Raw genomic sequence first — 20,733 nt, 5'->3', positions numbered from 1 at the left:
CATGCCACAGACTCCGGGGTGACCGGAACATATAAGAACTTTACGGGCGTTTGTCCTTGCTGGTCCATATTTGGAGGGACGAACGCCGTGGTGCTCCCGGCGATGCTGCGCTCCCTGCGGCATCACAACTACCGCCTCTGGGCGACCGCAGACCTGGTGTCGGTCACCGGCACCTGGATGCAGGTCCTCGCCCTGAACTGGCTGATCCTGTCCATCACCCACTCGGCGACGAGCGTCGGCCTCGGGCTGGTGCTCCAGGCGCTGCCGACGATCCTGCTCGGCCCCTGGGGCGGCGTGATCGCCGACCGGCTGCCCGCGCGGACGGTCGTGGCGGGCGGGCAGGCGGCGCAGGCCGGCCTGTCGGCGCTGCTGGCGGTGATCGCGGCGGGCGACCCGTCGGGCACCGGCGGGCTGTACGCGGTGTCGCTGCTGTCGGGCCTGGTCACCTCGCTGACCTCGCCCGCGCTCGGCCGGTTCGGCTCGGAGGTCGTCGGCCCCGAGGACCTGTCGAACGGGCTGGCCCTCGGCTCGCTGCTGAGCTCCGGCGGCCGGATCCTCGGGATGAGCCTCGCCGGCGTGGTGATCCCGCTGGTCGGCGTGCCCGGGGCGTTCCTGGCGAACGCGGCGAGCTTCGGCATCGTGCTCGTCGCGATCGCGCTGATGCGCGGCGGCGAGCTGCACGTCGCCCCGCGCGCCGAGGAGAAGTCCGAGCGCGGCATCGTGGCCGGGTTCCGGCACGTGCTGCGCACCCCGTGGCTGCTGGTCACGTTCGGGCTGGCGTTCGTGCTCGGCAGCGTCGGCCGCAACTACCAGGTGACCATGGCGGCGATGAGCGAGGGGCCGCTGCACGCGGGCGCGGGCGGGTACGGCGCGCTGTCGGTGGCGTTCGCCGTCGGCACGGTCCTCGGCGGCCTCGTCGCCGCGGCGCGGGCCCGGCTGCCGCTGAAGCTGCTGATCGTCGCCGCGATGCTCTGCTCGGTCGGGCAGATGGCGAGCGGCGGCGCGCCCAACCTGGTCGTCTTCGGCGCGCTGATGCTGCCGATCGCGGCGGGGGCGGTGCTGATCGACACCACGGTCAGCACCCGCGTCCAGATCGACAACCCCGGCCACCTGCGCGGGCGCGTCATCGCCGCGCAGGGCATGGTCGGCGCGGCGTCCGGCGCGGTCGGCGGCCCCGCGCTCGGCGCGATGTGCGACACGCTCGGCCCGCGCACCGCGCTGCTGGTCGCCGGGACGATCGGGGTCGCGGCGGCCGCCGCCGCCGCGTACGCCCTGGCCCGCCTGCGCCGGACGGCTCCGGCCGAGGCGCCCGCGACCGCGGACCCGGGCACGGCCCCGGCGGGCGTCGGCGCGGCGGCCCCCGCCCCGGCGGCGGTTCCGGTCGCCGCGGCGGTTCCGGCGGGCGGCGGCGCGACGGCCGTTCGCGAACCGGTGCCCGCCCGCTAGCGGGAGAAGCGGCCCGCGAGCATCCGGGCCAGCACGTCGATCTCCCTGATCCGCAGCAGCCGCGCGGCGAGCAGGAACAGCGCCGCGCCGAGCGTCCCGCCGATCGCGAGCACGGCCGCCGCCCCGGCCGGACCCCGGCCGAACGCGTCGCCCGCCGGCCCGTGCAGGCCGAGCGCCAGCGCGAGCGGGGGCAGCGCCGCCAGGGCGGCCTTCGCGAGGGCCGGGACGGCGGCGCGGCCGTGCAGGGTGCCGAGCCTGCGCCGCAGCAGCAGCGCCGTGACCAGGCAGCCGAGCGCCCACGAGGCGCCCTGGGCGGACGCGATGCCGACGACGACGTGCCGGGTCGGCAGGACCCGGTCGCCCGCGACGGCGAGCGCGACGCCGACCGCCGTCGTCAGGAACCCGACGAGCGCGGGCGTCCGGGTGTCGGCCACGGCGTAGAAGCCGCGCTGGAGGATCTGGAGGGCGGCGAACGGGACCAGCCCGACCGCGAACGCCCGCAGCACGTCCGCGATCACGGCGGCGTCGGCGGCCGTGGTCGCGCCGTGCGCGAAGAACAGCGTGCAGACCTCCGGGGCGAACCCGAACAGCAGCGCGGCGGACGGGACGATCACGATCAGCGAGAGCCGCAGCCCGGCCGACAGGTCCTCGGCGACCCGGCCGAGCCGTCCGGCCGCCGCGTGCCCGCTCATCCTCGGGAACAGCGCGGTGATCACCGAGACGGCCACGATCGCGAACGGGAGCTGGAAGAACTGGTAGGCGTTCGACCACGGCGTGAGCCCCACCCCGTGGCCGACGCCCTCGCGCAGTCCGCGCGCCCCGGCGCCGTTCGCGAGGTTGGTGAACACCAGCAGGCCGAGCTGCTGGGCGACGACGAAGCCGAGCGTCCAGCCCGCCATCGTCCCGAGGGCCCGCAGCTCGCCGTCCTGGAAGTCCAGGCGGGGCCGCCAGCGGAACCCCATCCGGCGCAGCGCCGGGAGCAGCCCGGCCGCCTGGAGGACGACCCCGGCGGTCGTGCCGAGCCCGATCAGCGCCACCTCGCCGCCGCTGACCGAGCCGAGCCTCGCCCGACCGCTCGTCTCGGCGATGAACGCCAGCCCGACCGCGCTCACCACCACGTTGTTGAGCACCGGCGCCCACATCGGCGCGGCGAACCGGCCGCGCGCGTTCAGCGACGCGCTCGCGACCGCGCTGAACCCGTAGAAGAAGATCTGCGGCAGGAAGAACAGCACGAACACGACGGCGAGGTCGCGCTGCTCGGCCGTGAAGCCCCGCGCGTACAGGCCGATCAGCAGCGGCGCCGCCGCCATCGCCGCGGCCGTGAGCACCGCCAGCGCGCCGAGCAGCAGCGTGAACAGCCGCTGCTCGAACTCCTCGCCGTACCGCTCGGACCGCTGCCGGGCGCGGACCAGGAGCGGGACGTGCGCCGCCGTGAGGACGCCGCCGAGCAGCGTCTCGTAGATGATGTTGGGGATGGTGTTGGCGGTGTTGAACGTGTCGCCGAGCGCCTGCGTGCCGAGCGCGGCGACCAGCACCATCGTGCGCGCGAACCCGGTGATCCGCGACGCGAGCGTCCCGGCGGCCATGGCCGCACCCGACCGAAGCAGCCCGCCCCCTCCGGCGGGCTCGGGCGGCGCGGCCTGTCGAAGGGGCTCGGTCCGTCCGGGCGCCTCGGCCGTTCCCCCGTTGTCCATGGCGGCCATGCTAGGCCCGTGATCCACGCGCCCGGGACGGCCGCGGCGCTACTCCGGGCGGACCTCGGCGGGGGCCTTGTCGGCGCGCAGGCCCCGCCACGCGGGGTGCCGGAGCCTGCCGTCGCCCGTCCACTCGGCGAAGGCCACCTCGCCGACCAGCTCGGGCCGGACCCAGTGCGCGTTCCTGGCGTGCGAGGCGGGCACGCCGTCCACCGGCGGGCCGGGGCGCTCCAGCGGCGCGAGCCGCAGCGCGAGGTCGGCGAGCGCCGCTCCGGTGAACCCGGTGCCGACCTGCCCGGCGTACGCGAGCCGTCCGCGCTCGTCGTTGACGGCGAGGAGCAGCGCGCCGATCTCCCCGGCGCGGCGGCCCTCCCCCGCCGTCCAGCCGATCACCACGACCTCCTGGGTGCGGAAGTTCTTGGTCTTCGTCCAGTCGCGGTGCCTGCGGCCGGGGCGGTACGGGGCGTCCAGCCGCTTGGCGACCACGCCCTCCATCCCGAGCCGGCCGGACTCGCCGTAGGCGTGCGCGACGTCGTCGTAGGCGGGCGGGGTGTCCCAGCGGGCCGCCGACAGGCCGAGCCCTTCGAGCACCTCGCGGCGCTCGGCGTACGGGCGGCGGATCTGCGGCTCCTCGCCCAGGTGCAGCACGTCGAAGATCATGTACGTGACGGGGTCGGCGGCGGCGAGGGCCTCGATCCGGTCCCGCCGCCGCAGGTGCATCCGGGGCCCGAGCGCCTCGAACGACGGCCGCCCGCCCGCGAACGCGACGATCTCGCCGTCCAGCACGGCCCGCCGCGCGGCCCGTCCGAGCGGCGCGAGCTCCGGCCACGCGACGGTGATGTCCTTGTCGTTGCGCGACATCAGCCGGAGCGTCCCGTCCCGGATGTACGCGACGCTCCGCACGCCGTCCCACTTCATCTCGGCCCGCCAGCCGGGGCCGGACGGCAGCTCGCCCAGAACGGCGAGCATCGGCGCGTACGTCGGCAGGTCCCCCATGCAGGTGCACGTACCTGCGGGCGGGGCCGCGGAATGCCACCCGCCGCCCACGATCAGGGAAAAACACGTGCCGGGGCGGCGTCCCGCGGCCGTTCGGTCACCTTCTTCCCGCGCGCTCCGTCATCGCTGTGAGGAATCGAATCCACCGTCTGAGGGGCGAGCAGAAGATGACGAACAGCGAACTGCGGGGCGCGGTCAGGGGCCGGGTCCTGCTGCCCGGCGAGGACGGCTTCGACGGGGCCGTACGGCCGTGGGCGTCGGCGGTCGGCCAGCGCGTCGCGGCCGTGGTGGAGGCGGAGGACGCCGACGACGTCGCGGCCCTCGTCCGCCACGCCCGCCGCGCCGGGCTGGCGGTGTCGGCGCAGGCCACCGGGCACGGCGCGTCCGGCGACACGGAGGGCGTGGTGCTGCTGCGCACCGGCCGGCTCGACGCGGTGGAGGTGCGGCCCGGCGAGCGGACGGCGCGCGCCGGGGCCGGGGCGAGCTGGGGCCGCGTGCTGGAGGAGGCCGCGCCGCACGGCCTGACCGGGCTCGCGGGCAGCGCCCCCGGCGTCTCGGTGACCGGCTACACGCTCGGCGGCGGGCTGTCGTGGTTCGGCCGCGCGCACGGGCCGGCGGCGGGCGCCGTCCGGGCGTTCGACGTCGTGGACGCCGAGGGCGAGCGGCGCCGGGTGGACGCCTCGTCCGACCCGGACCTGTTCTGGGCGCTGCGGGGCGGGGGCGGCGACTTCGCGGTCGTCACCGCCGTCGAGTTCGGCCTGTTCCCCGCGCCGGGCCTGTACGGCGGGCGGGTGCTGTGGCCGGGCGAACGGACGCGGGCGGTGTTCGAGGCGTTCGCCGAGCTGACGGCGGAGGCGCCGGACGAGCTGAGCGTCTGGTTCTCGCGGCTCTCGTTCCCGCAGGCGCCGCCGATGGCGGCCCTGGACGTCGCCTACCTGGGCGACGCCGGCGAGGCCGCGGCGCTGCTCCGGCGGCTGGACGGGATCGGCGGCGCGATCTCCGACACGCGCGGGCCCCTGAAGCCGGACCGGCTCGGCGACATCACCGGCGACCCGACCGACCCCAGCCCCGTCCTGGCGCGGGCGGAGCTGCTCACCGGGCTGGACGGCGCGACGGCCGAGACCCTGCTGTCCGCGGCGCCCGCGCCGCTGGTCGGCATCTCGGTCCGGCATCTCGGCGGCGCGCTCGCCGCGGCGGCGCCGGACGGCGGCGCGCACGGGGCGGTCGCCGAGCCGTTCCTGCTGTACCTGCTCGGCATCGGCCCGAACCCGGACCTCGCGCGCGCCACCGCCGCCCGGCAGGCCGCGATCGTCGCCGAGCTGGGGGCGGCCGTGAGCGGGCGCAAGCCGTACACCTTCCTCGCGCCGGGCGAGAGCGCCGCGTCCGCCTTCGACGCGCCGGCGCTCGCGCGGCTCCGCGAGATCAAGCGGGCCCGCGACCCGCACGGGGTCTTCCGCGCCAACTACCCCGTCCTCGCCGGAGCCTGAACGGGGCCCGCCGCCCCCGGCGCGCGGGTCAGCGGGGCGGGGCGACCAGGCCCGCCTCGTACGCGATGATCACCAGGTGCACGCGGTCGCGGGCGTCGAGCTTGGTGAGCAGCCGCCCGACGTGCGCCTTGGCGGTCGCGGCGCTGATCGTCAGGTGCGCGGCGATCTCCGCGTTGGACATCCCGCGCCCGACGAGCGTCAGCACCTCGCGCTCGCGCTCGGTGACGCCCCGGAGGCCGCGGGCGGCCGGGCGGGCGCGGGGGCCGGCTCCGGGCGGGCGGCGAACTCCTCGATCAGGCGGCGGGTGACGCCCGGCGCGATCAGGGCGTCGCCGCCCGCGACCACGCGGATGGCCGACAGGATCTCCTCCAGCGCCATGTCCTTGACGAGGAACCCGCTCGCGCCCGCCCGCAGCGAGCCGTACACGTAGTCGTCGTCGTCGAACGTGGTGAGCATCAGCACGTGCGCCGCGCCCGCGCTCGCGGTGATCCGGCGGGTGGCCTCGATGCCGTCCATGTCGGGCATCCGGATGTCCATCACGACGACGTCCGGGCGGACCTCGGCGGCGAGCCGCACGGCCTCGGCGCCCGTCCCGGCCTCGCCCACGATGGCGAGGTCGGGCGTGTCGGCGACGAGCACCCGCAGCCCGGCCCGGATCAGCGGCTGGTCGTCCACCAGCAGGACGCGGACCACGGCCGGTCCTGCGGCGTCCGCCGCCGGGCCGCCGGTCGCCCCGGGGTCCGCGCCCGGCGGGCCCGCGGTCGCGCCCGGGTCCGCGCCGGGCGGGCCCGCGGCCGTCATCGGGCCGCCGCCGTGGCGGGGACCGGCAGGCGGGCCGCGACCCGGAAGCCGCCCTCGGGGCGCGGTCCGGCGGTGAGGTCGCCGTGCAGCAGGCCGACGCGCTCGCGCATGCCGACCAGGCCGTACCCGATGCTCGTCGTCCCGTGGCCGCGCCCGTCGTCGACGATCTCCACCGCCAGCTCCCCGTCGCGCTGGTCGATGGTCACCCGGCAGCGGTCGGTGCCGGCGTGCCGGACCACGTTGGTGACCGCCTCCTGGACGATGCGGAACGCCGACAGGTCGATGTCGGACGGCAGCGGGCGGCTCTCGCCGAGCCGGGTCACCTCCACGCGCACGCCCGCGTCCCGCGTCGCCGCCGCGAGCCGGTCGAGGTCGGCGAGGCCCGGCGCGGGATCGCGCGGCGCGGCGTCCCCGTCGGACGCGCCGGAGGTGCCGGGCACGGGCTCGGCGCGGCGCAGGGCCCCGAGCATCCGGCGCAGCCCCGACAGCGTGTCGCGGCTGGTCTCCTCGATCGCGCTCAGCGCGTTGCGCGCCTCGGCGGGCTGGGTGCCGATGACGCGGCTGCCGACGCCCGCCTGGATGGCGATGATGCCGATGCTGTGCGCCACCATGTCGTGCAGCTCGCGGGCGATCCGCAGCCGTTCCTCGGCGACCGCCTGGGCCGTCGCCCGCGCGGCCAGCTCCCTGGCGTGCTCGCGGCGCACGCGGACCGAGTTGCCCGCCATCCAGAGCGCCACCATGGCGAGGACGATGAACGCGGTCCGGCCCGCGAGGTCGTTGGCGAGCTGGTCCAGGGCCTCCCTCCGCGCCGCCAGGCCCGGCACGCCCGGCGGGAACGCGGCGGCCGACAGGATCTGCCCGAGCAGCGTCAGGCCGGCGGCCGTGAGCGAGTAGCGGCGCGAACGGGTCGCCGCGATGTAGGCGATGGCCGCGTCGGTCAGCGCCACCTGCGCGGTCTCCACCTCGAACTTGCGCATCGCCATCAGGGCGAGGGTCCAGGCGAGGAGCAGCAGCGCCAGCACCGCGGCGGGCCGGCGCCGCAGCAGCCTGAAGACCACCACCGTCAGCGCGAGGGCCACGGCGACCTCCGCGACCCGGAAGCCCATGTGCCCGTCCTGCATCACGATGTACAGGACGGCCGGGTACGCGGCGGCCAGGCACCAGGTGAGCGCCGTGAGCACGGCCGGACGGGCCCGGCGGCGCGGGGATTCGGACAACGCGGACATGCGCCGATCGTAACCGCCCGTCCCGGACGGCACATTGGCCCGCGGGCTTAAGCCCTCGGGCTAACGGGTGCCGCATGGAATGTGGCCGACGGCCCGATGCCCCGCGACCGCGCCCCGCGACAGCGTTGAAAGCGTGAAACGCTGGATTTACGGAATACTGGCCATAGAAATCATCGGGGTCCTCGTCTTCGCGGTCGCCTACAATTCCCTCGACTTCCATATCTACTGGGAGGGCGGCCGGGCGGTGACGGACGGCGCGCGGCTCTACGAGGAGCAGCTCGTCGAGCACTGGTTCACCAACACGCCGTTCATGGGGGCGGTCTTCGTCCCGATCTCCGCGCTCCCGCTCACCGTCGCGCGGGTCGCCTGGCAGCTCGCCTCGGTCGGCGCGTTCGCCTGGGCCTGCGTGACGGGGCTCAGGCTGGCCGGGCTCCGTCCGTCCCGGCGCACCGCCGCGGCCGCCGTGGCCGCCGGCCTGGCGCTCCAGCCGATGTGGCAGTCCATCTTCCTCGGCCAGGTCAACCCGTTCCTGATGGCCCTCGTCATGGCCGACATCAGGCGCGTCTCCCTCGGCCGCTCCGCCGGGATCGGGATCGGGATCGCCACCGCGATCAAGCTGACGCCGGGCGTGTTCGTGGTCCTGCTCCTGCTGGCCGGACGGGTCCGGGCGGCGGTCACGGCGGGCGCCGCGTTCCTGGTGTGCTCGCTGCTCGCGTACGCCGTCTCGCCGGACGCGTCGCGGGTCTACTGGTCGGGCGTCTTCCACGACACCTCGCGCGTCGGGGTCCCGTACATCAGCAACCAGTCCCCTTACGGAGCGGCGGCCAGAATCTTCGGAGGAGTGGACGAGATCGGCGCCTGGTATCCCGTTCTGCCATTCGTCCTCGGCGTTTCCGGAATGGCGGTCGCCGTCCTTTGGGCCAGAAAGTCCGACTGGCTCGCCGCCGCCTCCGCCACCGGCGTCACCGGGCTCCTGGTGTCGCCGATCTCCTGGGCGCACCACTGGGTCTGGGTCGTTCCGGCCCTGCTGGTCCTGCTCCGGAACGGCCACCGCGCCACCGCCGCGTGCGCCTACGTCGTGTTCGCCGCCTCGCCGCTGTGGTGGACCCCGCACAACGGCGACCCGGACCAGTACGGCTTCCACGGACCGCTCACGCTCGTCGCCAACTGCTACCTGGTCGCGGGCCTGGCGTTCCTCGCCTACATGGGCGTGCGGCTACGGCGCCCGGACGCCGGGACGCCGCTACAGGGCGAGGGCCATGACGTCGGCCTGCTCGGCCTGGGGAAGCCAGTGGCGGGCGCTGTCGTAGCTGAGCCACGCGTGCCGTTCGATGGCCGCGTCGACCTTGCGCAGCAGCCGGTCGAACGCCGGGTTCCGCTGGTCCCTGCTCCACAGCAGCGACGAGCCGTACAGGGGCGTCGGGTCGACGAGGGGGATCAGCCGGAGGAACGGCCCGCCGATCGGCTTCACGTGCGCCGGGACGACCGCGGCGAGGTGCGGCTCGTCGCGCAGCAGCCAGGGGATGTGGTACGGCCCGAGGTCGATGCCGCCGAACCGGCCCTCCAGCCCGAAGTGCTCGACGAACTGGCGGAGGAAGTCCAGTGACTCCAGCGGGGCGGGCAGCCAGAGCGGCGTGCCGCGCAGGTCGGCCGGGCTGAGCTCGGCGTGCCCGGCCAGCGGGTGCTCGACGTTGACGATCACCGCCATGGCGTCCAGCCGGATCAGCCGCCGCGCGAGCGTCCCGGCCGAGGCGCCCCACCCGGGCGTCACCCGGCCGAACGCCACGTCGATCTCGCTCTCGCGCAGCGCGCCGATCGCGTCCGGGAGGTCGCGGCACACCGCGACCTCCATCCGGGGCCCCGCGTCGCCCTCGGTGAGGACGCGGATCGCCTCGGCGGGGAAGAACAGGCTGCCCCACACGCTCATCCGCAGCGGCCGGCCGCCGGGACGGGTCGCCGCGACCGCGTGGTCGCCCGCCGCGAGCACCTGCCGCGCCGGGTCGAGGAAGTGCCGTCCGGCCGGGGTGAGCGTGACCCGCGCGCGCCGCGGACGAAGAGCTTCACGCCGAGGCCGCCCTCCAGCCGGGAGATGCGCGCGGACAGGGCCTGCTGCGAGAGGGAGAGATCTTTTGCGGCCTGGCCGAAATGCAGGTGATCGGCCGCTGTGACGAAGGCACGAACGTGGGCTAGATCCAGATCCATGTCTCTCACCTGGCCTGACAAGCCTTCGCTGTCGGACCGCCATCGTTTTTCTGTTGGACTGCGCCCGGCGGGCTCAGGTTGGCTGTGTGCCACGAGTGGTGACAGCGGATGTTATGGACCAGGAGCTTCATTGTCAACGTCACTGCACTATGTTTCCGGCGTTTCGCCATGCCTTTTCACTCTGAGAATGGAACGTGCCCATCTCGTTCGGCGCGTTCCGCCGGACAACACGCCGCCCTCCTGTCACCTTTCGTCGCAAGGACCCCGATGAGCGGTGCCCCCACGCCATTCCCCGACGCCTCGTCCAGCATCCCGCCCGTCCTCCCGCCGAACCCGCCCGCCGCCCCGCCCGATCCGGCCGTCCCGCCCCTTCCGGCCCGTCCGATCCGGCCGGTCCACGCCCTGTGGCCGCCGCGCCCGGGGGCCGCGTGCGGACCGCCGTGGTCACCTCGACCCCGTCCGACTCGCACACCTGGGGGCTCGTCGTCCTCCAGTGCGTCCTGGAGGAGGCCGGCTACGCCGTCCGGAACCTGGGCGCCTGCACCCCGGTCGCCCGCGTGCTGGACGAGTGCCGCGCCGTCCGCCCCGACCTGCTCGCGGTCAGCACCGTCAACGGGCACGGCCGGGTCGAGGGCGCCGAGCTGATCACCGCGCTGCGCGGCGACCCCGACCTCGCGGGGCTGCCCGCGGTCATCGGGGGATGCTCACGACCGGCCGCTCCGACCCCGGCGAGGTCAGGGCGGAACTGACCGCGCTCGGCTACACGGGCGTCTACGACGGCGGCTCCGCCCTGCCGGAGTTCCGCTCCTTCCTGGCCCTGCCGGAGCCCGCCCGCACTCCGGCGGACGCGCATGTCCGTTGAGGCGCCGCCCGGCACGGCCCCGGCCGGCGCGTCGTTCGGCGGGTTCGTGGCCGGGCACGCGCGCGCCGGCCGGCTGGTCGTGCAGCCGAGGATGGGCTTCGGCGCGCCGGACGCGATGCGCCGCGGCCTGCTCGCGGTGCGCGCCGCCAGGGCGACCGCGGCCGGGACGATCACGCTCGACAGCTACACCCGGGTGGGCGCGCACGACCGCGCGGCCCGCGCGCTCGCCACGGGCGCCGACCTGAACGGGTATCCCCTGGTCGCGCACCCCGAGGAGACGACGGCCGCGGTCGTCGCCGGCATCGCCGGCGAGGGCTTCCCGGTCCAGGTGCGGCACGGCTCGGCGCTGCCGTCGGCGATCGTGCGGACGGCGCTGCGCTGCGGCCTGTCCGCCGCCGAGGGCGGCCCGGTGTCGTACTGCCTGCCGTACAGCCGGGTCCCGCTCGCGGAGGCGGTCGAGGACTGGCGCAGGTCGTGCGAGCTGCTGGCGCGGACGCCGGACGCGCACCTGGAGAGCTTCGGCGGGTGCATGCTCGGCCAGCTCTGCCCGCCGTCCCTGCTCGTCGCGCTGAGCGTCCTGGAGGGCCTGTTCTTCCGGCAGCACGGCCTGCGCAGCGTGTCGCTCAGCTACGCCCAGCAGACCCACCACGGGCAGGACGCCGAGGCGGTCGCGGCGCTGCGGCTGCTCGCCGGCGAGTTCCTCGGCGACCTCGACCGGCACATCGTCCTCTACACCTACATGGGGGTGTTCCCGGAGACGGCGCGGGGCGCGGGCGCGCTGCTGGAGGAGAGCGTCCGCCTCGCGGTCGCCACCGGCGCGGAACGGCTGATCCTCAAGACCAGGGCGGAGGCGTCCCGGATCCCCACGATCGAGGACAACATCGTGGCGCTGGAGCAGGCCCACGCCGCCGCGCTCCGCTTCCGGGGCTCCGCCCCGCCGCCGCCCTCCCCGGAGCGGACGAGGGAGACCGACGTCTACCGGGAGGCGCGGGCGCTCGTCGACAACGTCCTCGACCTGTCCGGCGACGTCGGAAAGGCATTCCAGATGGCCTTCTCCCGAGGGCATCTGGACGTCCCCTACTGCCTGCACGCCGACAACAGGAACCGGGCCCGGACGTTTCTCGACGGGGCCGGAAGGCTCCGCTGGGCGTCGGTCGGGAGCATGCCGCTGAAGGCGTCGCCGCGCGAATCCGGGAACGGCCGCGAACCGCTGCCGGAGTCAATGGAACTGCTGAGGATGCTGAATTGGGTGCGCGAGCGTTTCGACAATGCGGCGGCGGGCCCGCCGAACTGATTCCAGACCGTTCACCGATCGGCTCTCAGGCGCAGGAGAAATGCGATGGAAGGATCCACGGCGGTCGTTTCCCCCTCCTCGCTCGCTGAGGCGGGGCTGGACCCGGGCCTGCTGGACTGCTGGGAGGTCACGCTCGGCATGGCGCTGCTCGCCCAGGGGTGCCGGGACGTCCGGTCGGTGCTGGGCTCCCAGTGGTGGTTCGCGTACGACCCGGGCGGGGCGCGGCGCCCCGGCTCGACTTCGAGCCCCAGGCCGAACGGTGCGCCGCGCTGGCCGGGCTGCGCCCGCGCTCCGAGCGCGTGGAGGAGGGCGAGCTGGCGGACGCCTGCGAGCGCGCGCTGTCGGACGGCCGCGTCCCCATGGTGGTCACCGACGCGTACCAGCTCCCCTGGTGCCCGTACACGGGGCGCAAGCACGTGGAGCACAGCTTCGTCGTCACCGCCGTCACCGGGCCGCCCCGGACGCTCCAGGTGGTCGACGGCTACGACAACCGCACCGAGTGGGGCGACGCGCGCCCCCTGGAGACGACGGTCGACGCGGCCCTGACCGCCGTGCTGGAACGCGACCCGGCGACGGAGTTCGTCTCCCTGCACCCCGAGAAGGGCGCGGAGGACGCGGCGAAAGCGGCGGACGGGGCGGGCGTCGACCGGGCCGCGCTGTTCCGGGCCAACCTGGCGGCGCTCGCCGGGCGGGGTCCCGGCGACCCGTACGAGGCGTTCATCGAGGAGAACCGGCCGGACGACGTCGGGCCGTCCGCGTTCGACCGGTTCTGCGAGGCGTGCTGGACGATCGAGCGGCGCCGCGGCCTCTACGCGACGTGGCTGGACGACCTCGCCGCCGAGCCGGGCTCGCCGGTGCCCGCGGACCTCGGCGACCGCTTCCGGGACGCGGTGGTCGCGCGGTGGTCCGAGGTCAACCGCTTCGCGTACCTCGCGCTGCGCCGCCTGCGGGCGGGCCGCCGCGCGCCCGGCGGCGTCGCCGACCTGCTGGCGGCCGCCGCGGCGGCCGAACGCGACCTCGCCGCCGCCTTCGTCGCCGAGTTCTCCCCCGGAGCGGCGCAAGAGCCCGGGAAGAAGGAGCGCCGATGAACCCCGCCCACGACATCGCGCGGCGCTTCACCGAGGCCGCCCGGCACTCCCCGGACGCCGTCGCCATCGCGCCCGCCGCCGCGCCGGACGGAACGGCGCGGCCCGGCCTGACGTACGGCCGGTGCCTGGACCTCGCCGCGGAGGCCGCCGAGGCGATCGCCGCGAACACCGGGAGCGGGCAGTGCGTGGGCCTGAGCGTCCGCAAGAGCCCGCAGGCGATCGTGCTGATGCTGGCCTGCCTGATCGCCCGGGTGCCGTACGTCCCGATCGACCCGCACGCGCCCCTGCCGCGCCGCAGGCGGATCGTCGCCGACGCCGACCCGGCGCTGCTGTTCGCCTCGACCGGGACCGCGGCGAACTGGCCGGACGAGCCCCTCGGCCCCCTGACGGACCTCACCGGCGGGCGCGCGTGGTCGGGACCGGCGGGCGACCTGCTCGGCGGAGACCTGCTCGTCTCCCGGCGGGACGCCCCCGGCTCCGCCGAGATCGCCGCGAACGGCCTGGCGTACGTGCTCTACACCTCCGGGTCCACCGGCGTCCCGAAGGGCGTGATGATCAGTGCCGCGAACGCCGGCTACTTCGTGGACTGGGCCGCCGGCGCGTTCCCCCTGGACCCCGGCGACCGGGTCGCCCAGCACGCGCCGCTGCACTTCGACCTGCCCGTGTACGACGTGTTCGTGGCGCTGACCTCCGGCGCGACCCTGCATCTGATGGACGAGCGGACGGTGATGTTCCCCGCCGCGTCCTACCGGTTCCTGCGCGAGAACGGCATCACGTCGCTGTACGCGGTGCCGTCGGCGCTCAACGCGATCGCGCGCCGTTCGGGGCTCGCGCAGGAGGGCCTGCCCCGGCTGCGGCGGCTGCTGTACGCCGGGGAGGAGTTCCACGTGCCGCAGCTCCGGACGCTGGTCGCGGCGCTGCCGGAGGACACGCGCGTCACGAACCTCTACGGCCCGGTCGAGACCAACGTCGTCACCTGGGCGGACGTGACGCCGGAGCTGCTCGCCGGGAACCGGATGCCGATCGGGCTGCCCGTCCCCGGCACGCGGGTGCGGCTGCTCGGCGACGACGGCGTGCCGCGTTCCGCGTCGGCCGAGGGGGAGCTGCTCGTCGCGGGCCCGTCCGTCACCCCCGGCTACCTCAACGATCCGGAACGCACCGCGCAGGCCCTGGTCACGCTCCGGGACGAGGAGGGGGCCGAACGGGTCCACTACCGGACCGGCGACTTCGCGAGCGCGGACGGCTCCGGCGTCCTGCGCTTCCAGGGCCGCCGCGACGGCATGGTCAAGACGCGGGGCTTCCGCGTCGAGGTCGGCGAGGTGGAGGCGGCGATCCTCGCGCATCCGCGGGTGGCGCAGGCGGTCGTCCGCCCCGTCCCGCATCCCGAGCACGGAACGCTGCTGGACGCGCACGTGGTGACGGCGGGCGCGGACCCGCCGGACCCGCCCGCGCTGCGGCACTGGCTCGCCGGCCAGGTGCCCGCCTACATGGTCCCCGCGACGGTCACGATCCACGAGGAGCTGCCGGTGACGTCCACCGGGAAGATCGCCCGCTCGGCCGTGGGGGTGCGGCCGGATGACGCAGGACGTCCACGCCGCCGCCCTCGGCCTCGTACTGAAGGTGCTGCGCTCGGTGCTCGGGGACGGGCCGGAGCTCGGCCCCGGCGCCCCGCTGTTCGACGTGCCCGGGTTCGACTCGCTGGCGCTCGCGGCCGTCGTCGAGGGCCTGGAGGACGAGCTCGGCCCGGCGCTGCCGGACGAGCTGATCTCCCCCGAGGCGTTCGCCACCCCGGACGCCGTCGCCGCGACCCTGGTGGTCCCGGCGCTCGGCGGGGAGCGGGGAGGGGTGGCGTCATGACGGCCCGTTCCCGGCCGGAGCCCGAGGTCTCGCTCCTGCACGACCTGCTCGACCGCGCCGCCGACCGCTGGCCGGACCGCACGGCCCTCGTCAGCGGGGAGCGCCGCTGCACGTTCGGCGAGCTGCGGGACGCGTCGTTCGCCGCCGAGGCGGGCCTGCGGCGCAACGGGGTGCGGCGCGGCGACCGCGTGGTCGTCGTCATCGACGAGTTCGTGGACGCGATCGCGATGATGTTCGGGGTGGCGCGGCTCGGCGCCGTCTACGTGCTGATGAACGGCGACACCACCGAGTACGCCGCCGACCACGTCATGCGCGACTGCGCCCCCGTGCTGGTGCTCGCGGAGGACGACACCCCGGCCAAGGCGCACGCCGCGTCCCTGGGCCTCCCCGTCACCGCACTCCACTGCTTCGGCACCCCACCCCCCACACCGAACGGACACGCCGGCAGCACCGCACCGAACGGACAGCTCGGCCCGCCCGCGGCGCAAGGTCCGGACGCGGCGCAAAGGCTGGCCGCAGCGCAAGCACCCGACGCGACGCAAGCACCCGACGCGACGCAAGGCCCGGACGCGACACAAGGGTCGGAAGCGGCGCAGGGGTCGGACGCGGCGCAAAGGCTGGCCACGGCGCAAGGGCTCGACGCGGCGCAGAGGCTGGCCGCGGCGCGAGGGCTTGACGTGGTGGGCGCGGTGGGCGGGCCGTCGACCGCGGAGCGGCCGATCTCCCGGGACCTGGTCAGCGTGCTCTACACCTCCGGGTCGACGGGACGGCCGAAGGGTGTCGTCGGCACCCACGGGAACATGGTGTTCGCCGCCCAGATGATCGCCCGGCGGCTCCGGCTGCGCCCGGACGACGTGATCGGCTGCGTGCTGCCGCTCGCGTTCGACTACGGCGTGTACCAGATCCTGCTGAGCATGCTCTCCGGGTGCCGGCTGGTCTGGGGCAAGGGCGCCGACGCGGGCCCCGGGCTGCTGGCGTTCCTGCTCCGGCACCGCGTGACCGTGCTGCCGTCCGTCCCCGGGCTCGCGCACAACCTGGACCGGCTGTCGCGGCGCTCCCCGGACGCGCTGCCGCCGCTGCGCGTGCTCACCAACACCGGAGCGGCGATGTCGTCGGACCTGCTGGCCCGGCTGCGGGCCCGCTACCCGGACCTCGGCGTGCACCTGATGTTCGGGCTGACCGAGTGCAAGCGGATCTCGATCCTGCTGCCCGAGGAGCTGCCGCTCAAGCCCGGCTCGGTCGGCCGCCCGCTGGACGACACCGAGTGCGTGATCGTGGACGGGGACGGGCGCCCGCTGCCGCCGGGCGAGGTCGGCGAGCTGGTCGTGCGCGGCCCGCACGTCACCCAGGGGTACTGGGGCGACCCGGACGGCACGGCCGCGCGGTTCCGCCCGTGGGGGCCGTACGGGGAGCGGGCGCTGTTCACCGGCGACCAGTGCTGGCTGGACGACGACGGCTACCTGTACTTCCACGGCCGCGACGACGACATCTACAAGTCCAACGGGTTCCGGGTGTCGGCGACGGAGGTGGCGATGGCGGCCGAAGAGGTCGAGGGCGTGCTGGAGGCGTACTGCGCGGGCGCGCGCGGCGACGACCCGCCCGTCCTGGCGGTGGTCACGGAGCTGACGTCCTTGCAGGTGCGGGCCGGGCTGCAACGCCACCTGGAGTGGTTCAAGGTGCCCGACCTGATCGTTCCCGTCGAGCGGCTGCCGCTGAACCGCAACGGCAAGGTCGATCCGGTGGCCGTCCGGGCGCTGGCGAAGGCGGGGCGGCCCGCGTGAGCGCCCCCCTGCTGCGGCGGCTGGCCGCGCGGTACGGCACGCCGCTGTACGTCTACGATCTCGACGAGGCGCGGGCGGCGCACGCGGAGCTGGCGCGTTCCGTCCCGGCCGGATCGCACCTGTTCTACTCGCTCAAGGCCAACCCGTTCCCGCCGCTGGTGCGGGGGCTGCTCGACGCCGGGGCGCGCGCCGAGGTGTGCTCGCGCGGCGAGCTGGACACCGCGCTCGCCGAGGGCGCGGCCCCGGGCTCCTGCCTCTACACCGGCCCCGGCAAGACCGAGGACGAGCTCGGGCACGCGATCGCGCGCGGGGTGCGCCTGTTCTCCGTCGACTCCCCCACGGACCTGGCCAGGCTGGGGCTGTGCGCGCGGCGCGCCGGGACGCCGGTCAAGGCGATCCTGCGGCTCAACCCGGCCGACTACCCGCGCGGCGCGGGCCTCGCGATGGGCGGCGCGCCGTCGCAGTTCGGCGCGGACGTCGCGTGGGTGCGCGCCAGTCCCGAGCGGTTCCGCGCCGACGGGGTCGAGCTGGTCGGCTACCACGTGTACGTCGGGACGAACATCGACGACGTGGACGGCCTGATGGGCTGGTTCGCGCTCGCCCTGGACGCCGTCCGGCAGGCGCAGGAGGCGCTGCGGCTGCGGCTGGAGACGGTGGACCTCGGCGGCGGGTTCGGCCACCCGTACGCGCGGCCCGGCGACCGTCCGGCCTGGCCCGGCCTGGCCGAACGGCTCGCGAGCCTCCTCGCGGACCTCCCGCGCGCGGCGGGACCGCCTTCCGGCCGGGGTGACGCGCCGCCGGTCGTGGCGTTCGAGTCGGGGCGCTACCTCGCCGGGGGCTGCGGGACGCTCGTGCTCGGCGTTCAGGACGTCAAGCGCAGCAAGGACGAGCGGTTCGTGATCGCGGACGGCGGCATCAACGTGCTCGGCGGCATGCAGGGGCTGCGCCGCGTTCCGCCGATCATGGCGGGCGTGCTGCCGCTCGCCGAGCCCGGCCCGGACGGCGCGGAGGCGGCGGCGGACGGCGCGGAGGCGGACGGCGCGGCGGTGCTCGCGGGCCCGCTGTGCACCGCGCTGGACCTGCTGAACCACCGGGCGCGGCTGCCCGGAGCGGCCCCCGGCGACCTGCTGGCCGTCCCGAACGTGGGCGCGTACGGGCTGACGGCGGCGCTCCTCGCGTTCCTCGGCCGGGACGCGCCCGCCGAGGTCGCCGTGGACGCGGGCGGCGTCCGGGCGGCGCTCCGGCTGGAGACCGCGTACCGGCGGGTCCCCGAGCGGGACGAAGCGAACGCAGCCAACGAAATGAACGCAGCGAACGAAGTGAACCGGGTGAACGGCGCGGACGGCGCGTCCGGCCCGGACGGCAGGGCCACAGGCGAGAGAGCGGAGATGCGATGACAGACCGGCGCGAGGAATTCCTGCGCGTGCTGCTCGGCCACCTCGGGGCGGTGGAGGACGTCGCGCAGATCGCCCCCGACGCGAACCTCCGGACGCTCGGGCTGAACTCGATGCGGGCCGTGGACCTGGTGATGGACCTGGAGGACGCGTTCGACTTCACGTTCCCCGACTCGGCGTTCACCGACGAGGTGTTCGCGACCGCGGACGGGATCTGGGCGGTCGTGGCGGCGCACCTGCCCGACCGGGTGGAGTCGTGAGCGTCCGGGCGGGCGGAGGCGTCGACACGGCGGCGCTGACCGCGCGGCTCGCGGAGATCGCGGAGGTCGTCGACACGACCGGCGACCCCGAGGGCCTCGGCATCGGGGTGCTGCGCGAGCACGGCCTGATGTCGTACACCGTGCCCGCCGACTGCGGCGGGGCGGGGGCGGGCCCGGCCGCGTTCCTGAACGTCGCGGCCGAGCTGGGCGGGCAGTGCCTCGGACTGGCCGTGCTGTGGGTCATGCACTGCCAGCAGGTGGCGGTGCTGTCGGAGTACGCCCCCGAGCCGCTGCGCACCGCCGCGCTGCGCCCGGTCGTGGACGAGCAGGCGCTGATCGGGTCCATCACCACCGAGGCGGGCAAGGGCGGCCACATGCTGACCGCCGCGGCGGCGCTGGACGAGCGGGACGGCGTCGTCCGGTTCCACCGGGACGCGCCGGTCGTGTCGGGCGGCGGGCAGGCGGGGGCGTTCCTGGTCACCATGCGCCGGTCCGAGGACGGCGCGGCCGACGACGTGGTCCTCGTCCACTGCCCCCGCGAGCTGTCGGACCCGAAGGTGGTCGCGCCGCTGCGGATGCTGGGGATGCGCGGCACCTGCAACGTGTCGATGACGGTGGACGTGGAGGTCCCCCGCGACCACCTGATCGAGCCGCCGGGCGGCTTCGCGCGGGTCGCGATGCGGACGATGGCGCCGCTCGGCCACCTCGGCTGGGCGGCGGCGTGGACCGGCGCGGCCCGCGCCGCGCTCCGCTACGTGGTCGCCCACGCGCGCCGTCCCGCCGGGGGCGGCCCGTCGATCCGCCGGGACGACGACGTGCTCGACCGGATCGCGCGGGCGCGGCAGGACCTGGACGTGGCCGAGGCCATGGTGGCCGCGGGGCTGCGCGAGTACGAGCTGCGCGACGGCGCGGAGCGGGACCGCCCCGCCTTCCAGATCATGATCAACAACGTGAAGGTGACGGCGTCCGAGCGCAGCTTCGCGGCGGTGGACGGGCTGCTGGAGATCGCCGGGCTCGGCCTCGGCTACCAGCAGGGCGACGGGCTCGTCCTCGAACGGATCTTCCGCGACCTGCGGTCGGCGAGCCTGATGTACGGCAACCGCCGCCTGCTGCGGGCCAACGGGAAGCTCGGGCTGCTCGACACGGCCGCGTGCTCGTTCGCCGCGTCGGGCCCCCTCGGCGGCGAGCCGGACCGCGAACGGGACCGCGAACGGGACCGGGACGCTGACCAGGCCCCGGGCCGGGGGTGAGGGGATGGGAGACCCGATGGAGACGTTCACGGTCTGCCCGAGCCACGCGGACGTCTTCGGCGCGGGAGCGGCGGGAGCCGCGGGGGCGGCGGGGGCGGCGCGGAACGGCGCGTCCGCGGACGAGTCCGGCGGCGCGTACATGGACGCGGTGGCCGAGCACTGCGCGGCGGCCGAGGAGCTGGGCGCGTCCGCCATGCTCGTGTACGACTTCTGGCAGTCGCTCGACCCCTGGCTCGCCGGCCAGCTCGTGCTGTCGCGCAGCAGCGTCCTGGAGCCGATCGTGGCGGTGAACCCCGCGCTGGCGCACCCCGCGGTCGCCGCGCGGGCCGTCGCCGGGCTGTGCCACCTGTACGGGCGGCGCGTCAACCTGAACGTCGTCGCGGGCGCCAAGGCCGCCGAGCTGGAGGCCCTCGGCCTGGACCCGTTCAAGGGCGACAAGTACGAGCGGATGGCCGACTTCATCGACGGGCTGCGCGCCGTCCTGCGCGGCGAGCCGCACACCGGGCCGTGGTACGGGTTGCGGGCCGCCCCTCCCGAGCCGCCGCCGGACCCGGCGATGGCCCCCCGCGTGCTGGCGCCCGGCTCGCGTTCCCCGGAGATCGCCGCGGTGCTGCCGCGGCTCGACCGCGCGCTGGTGATGGCCAAGCCCCGCGCCGACCTCGCGGCCGAGCACGAGCGGCTGGCGGCGGGCGGCCTGGCCGGCGGGCTCGCGATGATCGTCGGCGTGGTCGCGCGGGACACCGACGAGCTGGCCTGGGAGACGGCAGAGCGCCGGTACGCGGCGACGCGGCGGGACGCGCTGACCCGCCGCCTGTTCGCCCGGCAGGTCACCTCGTCGCAGCACCGCGCCAACATCGAGCTGGCCGAGGCGGGCGTCCTGCACGACGAGTGCCTCTGGTACGGGGCGGGCCGCGTCGGGATCGACTGCCCGAAGCTGGTCGGCTCCTACAAGACCGTCGCGGCGGCGCTGGACGGCTACCGGGAGCTCGGCGTCCGCACCGTCGTGCTGGACCTGCCGTACGAACCGGCCGAGTACGAGCACATCGCGAAGGCCCTGGACGCGTGACCCCGGCGCTCCGCCCCGCCGCCCCCGGC

17 protein-coding genes and 3 pseudogenes are annotated in these 20,733 nt (G+C 75.6%); 14 read left to right on the top strand and 6 right to left on the bottom strand.

All coding sequences use genetic code 11. The features are described from left to right. Positions 1-87 precede the first annotated feature (87 nt). A complete protein-coding gene (locus GEV43_RS36010; RefSeq protein ID WP_206681555.1) occupies positions 88-1,446 on the top strand; it encodes an MFS transporter in 1,359 nt (452 codons plus the stop codon). On the opposite strand, the gene murJ is transcribed toward GEV43_RS36010, so the two are convergent. After that, positions 1,443-3,140 (bottom strand): murein biosynthesis integral membrane protein MurJ, encoded by a 1,698-nt coding sequence (gene murJ, locus GEV43_RS36005; RefSeq protein ID WP_241684161.1) that lies wholly within the window; start codon positions 3,138-3,140, stop codon positions 1,443-1,445. The genes GEV43_RS36010 and murJ overlap by 4 nt on opposite strands. Positions 3,141-3,188: 48 nt before the next feature. Next, positions 3,189-4,136, bottom strand: coding sequence for a non-homologous end-joining DNA ligase (ligD, locus tag GEV43_RS36000; protein ID WP_160825239.1), 948 nt, complete (start codon positions 4,134-4,136; stop codon positions 3,189-3,191). A gap of 167 nt (positions 4,137-4,303) precedes the next feature. Here ligD and GEV43_RS35995 point away from each other — a divergent pair, with 167 nt between their 5' ends. Beyond that, on the top strand, positions 4,304-5,623 hold the full coding sequence (locus GEV43_RS35995; protein ID WP_160825238.1) for an FAD-binding oxidoreductase: 1,320 nt from the start codon (positions 4,304-4,306) through the stop codon (positions 5,621-5,623). 28 nt (positions 5,624-5,651) lie between these two features. Here the strand turns inward: GEV43_RS35995 and GEV43_RS35990 are convergent. Next, positions 5,652-6,316 (bottom strand): annotated as a pseudogene (locus GEV43_RS35990) (response regulator). Between the two features lie 104 nt (positions 6,317-6,420). Then, on the bottom strand, positions 6,421-7,650 hold the full coding sequence (locus GEV43_RS35985; RefSeq protein WP_160825237.1) for a sensor histidine kinase: 1,230 nt from the start codon (positions 7,648-7,650) through the stop codon (positions 6,421-6,423). Between the two features lie 79 nt (positions 7,651-7,729). Between GEV43_RS35985 and GEV43_RS52030 the strand changes: the two are divergent. Then, a pseudogene (locus tag GEV43_RS52030) lies at positions 7,730-8,623 on the top strand (glycosyltransferase family 87 protein); the annotation flags it as partial. Between the two features lie 270 nt (positions 8,624-8,893). Here GEV43_RS52030 and GEV43_RS52025 read toward each other — a convergent pair. Continuing rightward, positions 8,894-9,637, bottom strand: coding sequence for a LysR substrate-binding domain-containing protein (locus GEV43_RS52025; protein WP_160825235.1), 744 nt, complete (start codon positions 9,635-9,637; stop codon positions 8,894-8,896). Then, positions 9,574-9,852, bottom strand: coding sequence for a LysR family transcriptional regulator (locus tag GEV43_RS56620; protein ID WP_160825234.1), 279 nt, complete (start codon positions 9,850-9,852; stop codon positions 9,574-9,576). The genes GEV43_RS52025 and GEV43_RS56620 overlap by 64 nt, the downstream gene beginning before the upstream one ends. Before the next feature lie 428 nt (positions 9,853-10,280). Here GEV43_RS56620 and GEV43_RS35965 point away from each other — a divergent pair, with 428 nt between their 5' ends. From GEV43_RS35965 to GEV43_RS35930, 11 genes and pseudogenes are all read left to right on the top strand, one after another. After that, complete coding sequence (locus GEV43_RS35965) at positions 10,281-10,601, top strand: cobalamin B12-binding domain-containing protein (RefSeq protein ID WP_206681554.1); 321 nt, start codon at positions 10,281-10,283, stop codon at positions 10,599-10,601. Continuing rightward, positions 10,553-10,714 carry a hypothetical protein gene (locus GEV43_RS48555; RefSeq protein WP_206681553.1) on the top strand — a complete coding sequence of 54 codons (162 nt, stop codon included), beginning with the start codon at positions 10,553-10,555 and terminating at the stop codon, positions 10,712-10,714. The genes GEV43_RS35965 and GEV43_RS48555 overlap by 49 nt, the downstream gene beginning before the upstream one ends. Continuing rightward, complete coding sequence (locus tag GEV43_RS35960; RefSeq protein WP_160825233.1) at positions 10,704-12,008, top strand: methylaspartate mutase; 1,305 nt, start codon at positions 10,704-10,706, stop codon at positions 12,006-12,008. Before GEV43_RS48555 ends, GEV43_RS35960 begins: the two co-directional genes overlap by 11 nt. Positions 12,009-12,202: 194 nt before the next feature. Then, complete coding sequence (locus tag GEV43_RS35955; protein WP_160825232.1) at positions 12,203-13,096, top strand: hypothetical protein; 894 nt, start codon at positions 12,203-12,205, stop codon at positions 13,094-13,096. Next, a pseudogene (locus GEV43_RS56615) lies at positions 13,093-14,628 on the top strand (amino acid adenylation domain-containing protein); the annotation flags it as partial. The gene GEV43_RS35955 and the pseudogene GEV43_RS56615, both read left to right, overlap by 4 nt. 43 nt (positions 14,629-14,671) lie before the next feature. After that, positions 14,672-14,953, top strand: coding sequence for an acyl carrier protein (locus GEV43_RS56610; protein WP_375539136.1), 282 nt, complete (start codon positions 14,672-14,674; stop codon positions 14,951-14,953). After that, positions 14,950-16,734, top strand: coding sequence for a class I adenylate-forming enzyme family protein (locus GEV43_RS56605; protein WP_375539135.1), 1,785 nt, complete (start codon positions 14,950-14,952; stop codon positions 16,732-16,734). Before GEV43_RS56610 ends, GEV43_RS56605 begins: the two co-directional genes overlap by 4 nt. Further along, positions 16,731-18,131 carry a type III PLP-dependent enzyme gene (locus tag GEV43_RS35945; protein ID WP_160825230.1) on the top strand — a complete coding sequence of 467 codons (1,401 nt, stop codon included), beginning with the start codon at positions 16,731-16,733 and terminating at the stop codon, positions 18,129-18,131. The genes GEV43_RS56605 and GEV43_RS35945 overlap by 4 nt, the downstream gene beginning before the upstream one ends. Continuing rightward, positions 18,128-18,388, top strand: a complete 261-nt coding sequence (locus tag GEV43_RS35940) for a phosphopantetheine-binding protein (protein ID WP_160825229.1) — start codon at positions 18,128-18,130, stop codon at positions 18,386-18,388. Before GEV43_RS35945 ends, GEV43_RS35940 begins: the two co-directional genes overlap by 4 nt. Next, positions 18,385-19,638: an acyl-CoA dehydrogenase family protein gene (locus GEV43_RS35935; RefSeq protein WP_160825228.1), complete on the top strand. Its 1,254-nt coding sequence runs from the start codon at positions 18,385-18,387 to the stop codon at positions 19,636-19,638. Before GEV43_RS35940 ends, GEV43_RS35935 begins: the two co-directional genes overlap by 4 nt. 4 nt (positions 19,639-19,642) lie before the next feature. Next, positions 19,643-20,704: an LLM class flavin-dependent oxidoreductase gene (locus GEV43_RS35930; RefSeq protein ID WP_160825227.1), complete on the top strand. Its 1,062-nt coding sequence runs from the start codon at positions 19,643-19,645 to the stop codon at positions 20,702-20,704. Positions 20,705-20,733 lie beyond the last annotated feature (29 nt).

The sequence above is a fragment of the Actinomadura sp. J1-007 genome, assembly GCF_009793335.1.
Lineage (GTDB): Bacteria > Actinomycetota > Actinomycetes > Streptosporangiales > Streptosporangiaceae > Spirillospora > Spirillospora yumaensis.
Note: the sequence above shows the minus strand (reverse complement) of the source record. Positions and strands in the feature narration are given on the sequence as shown.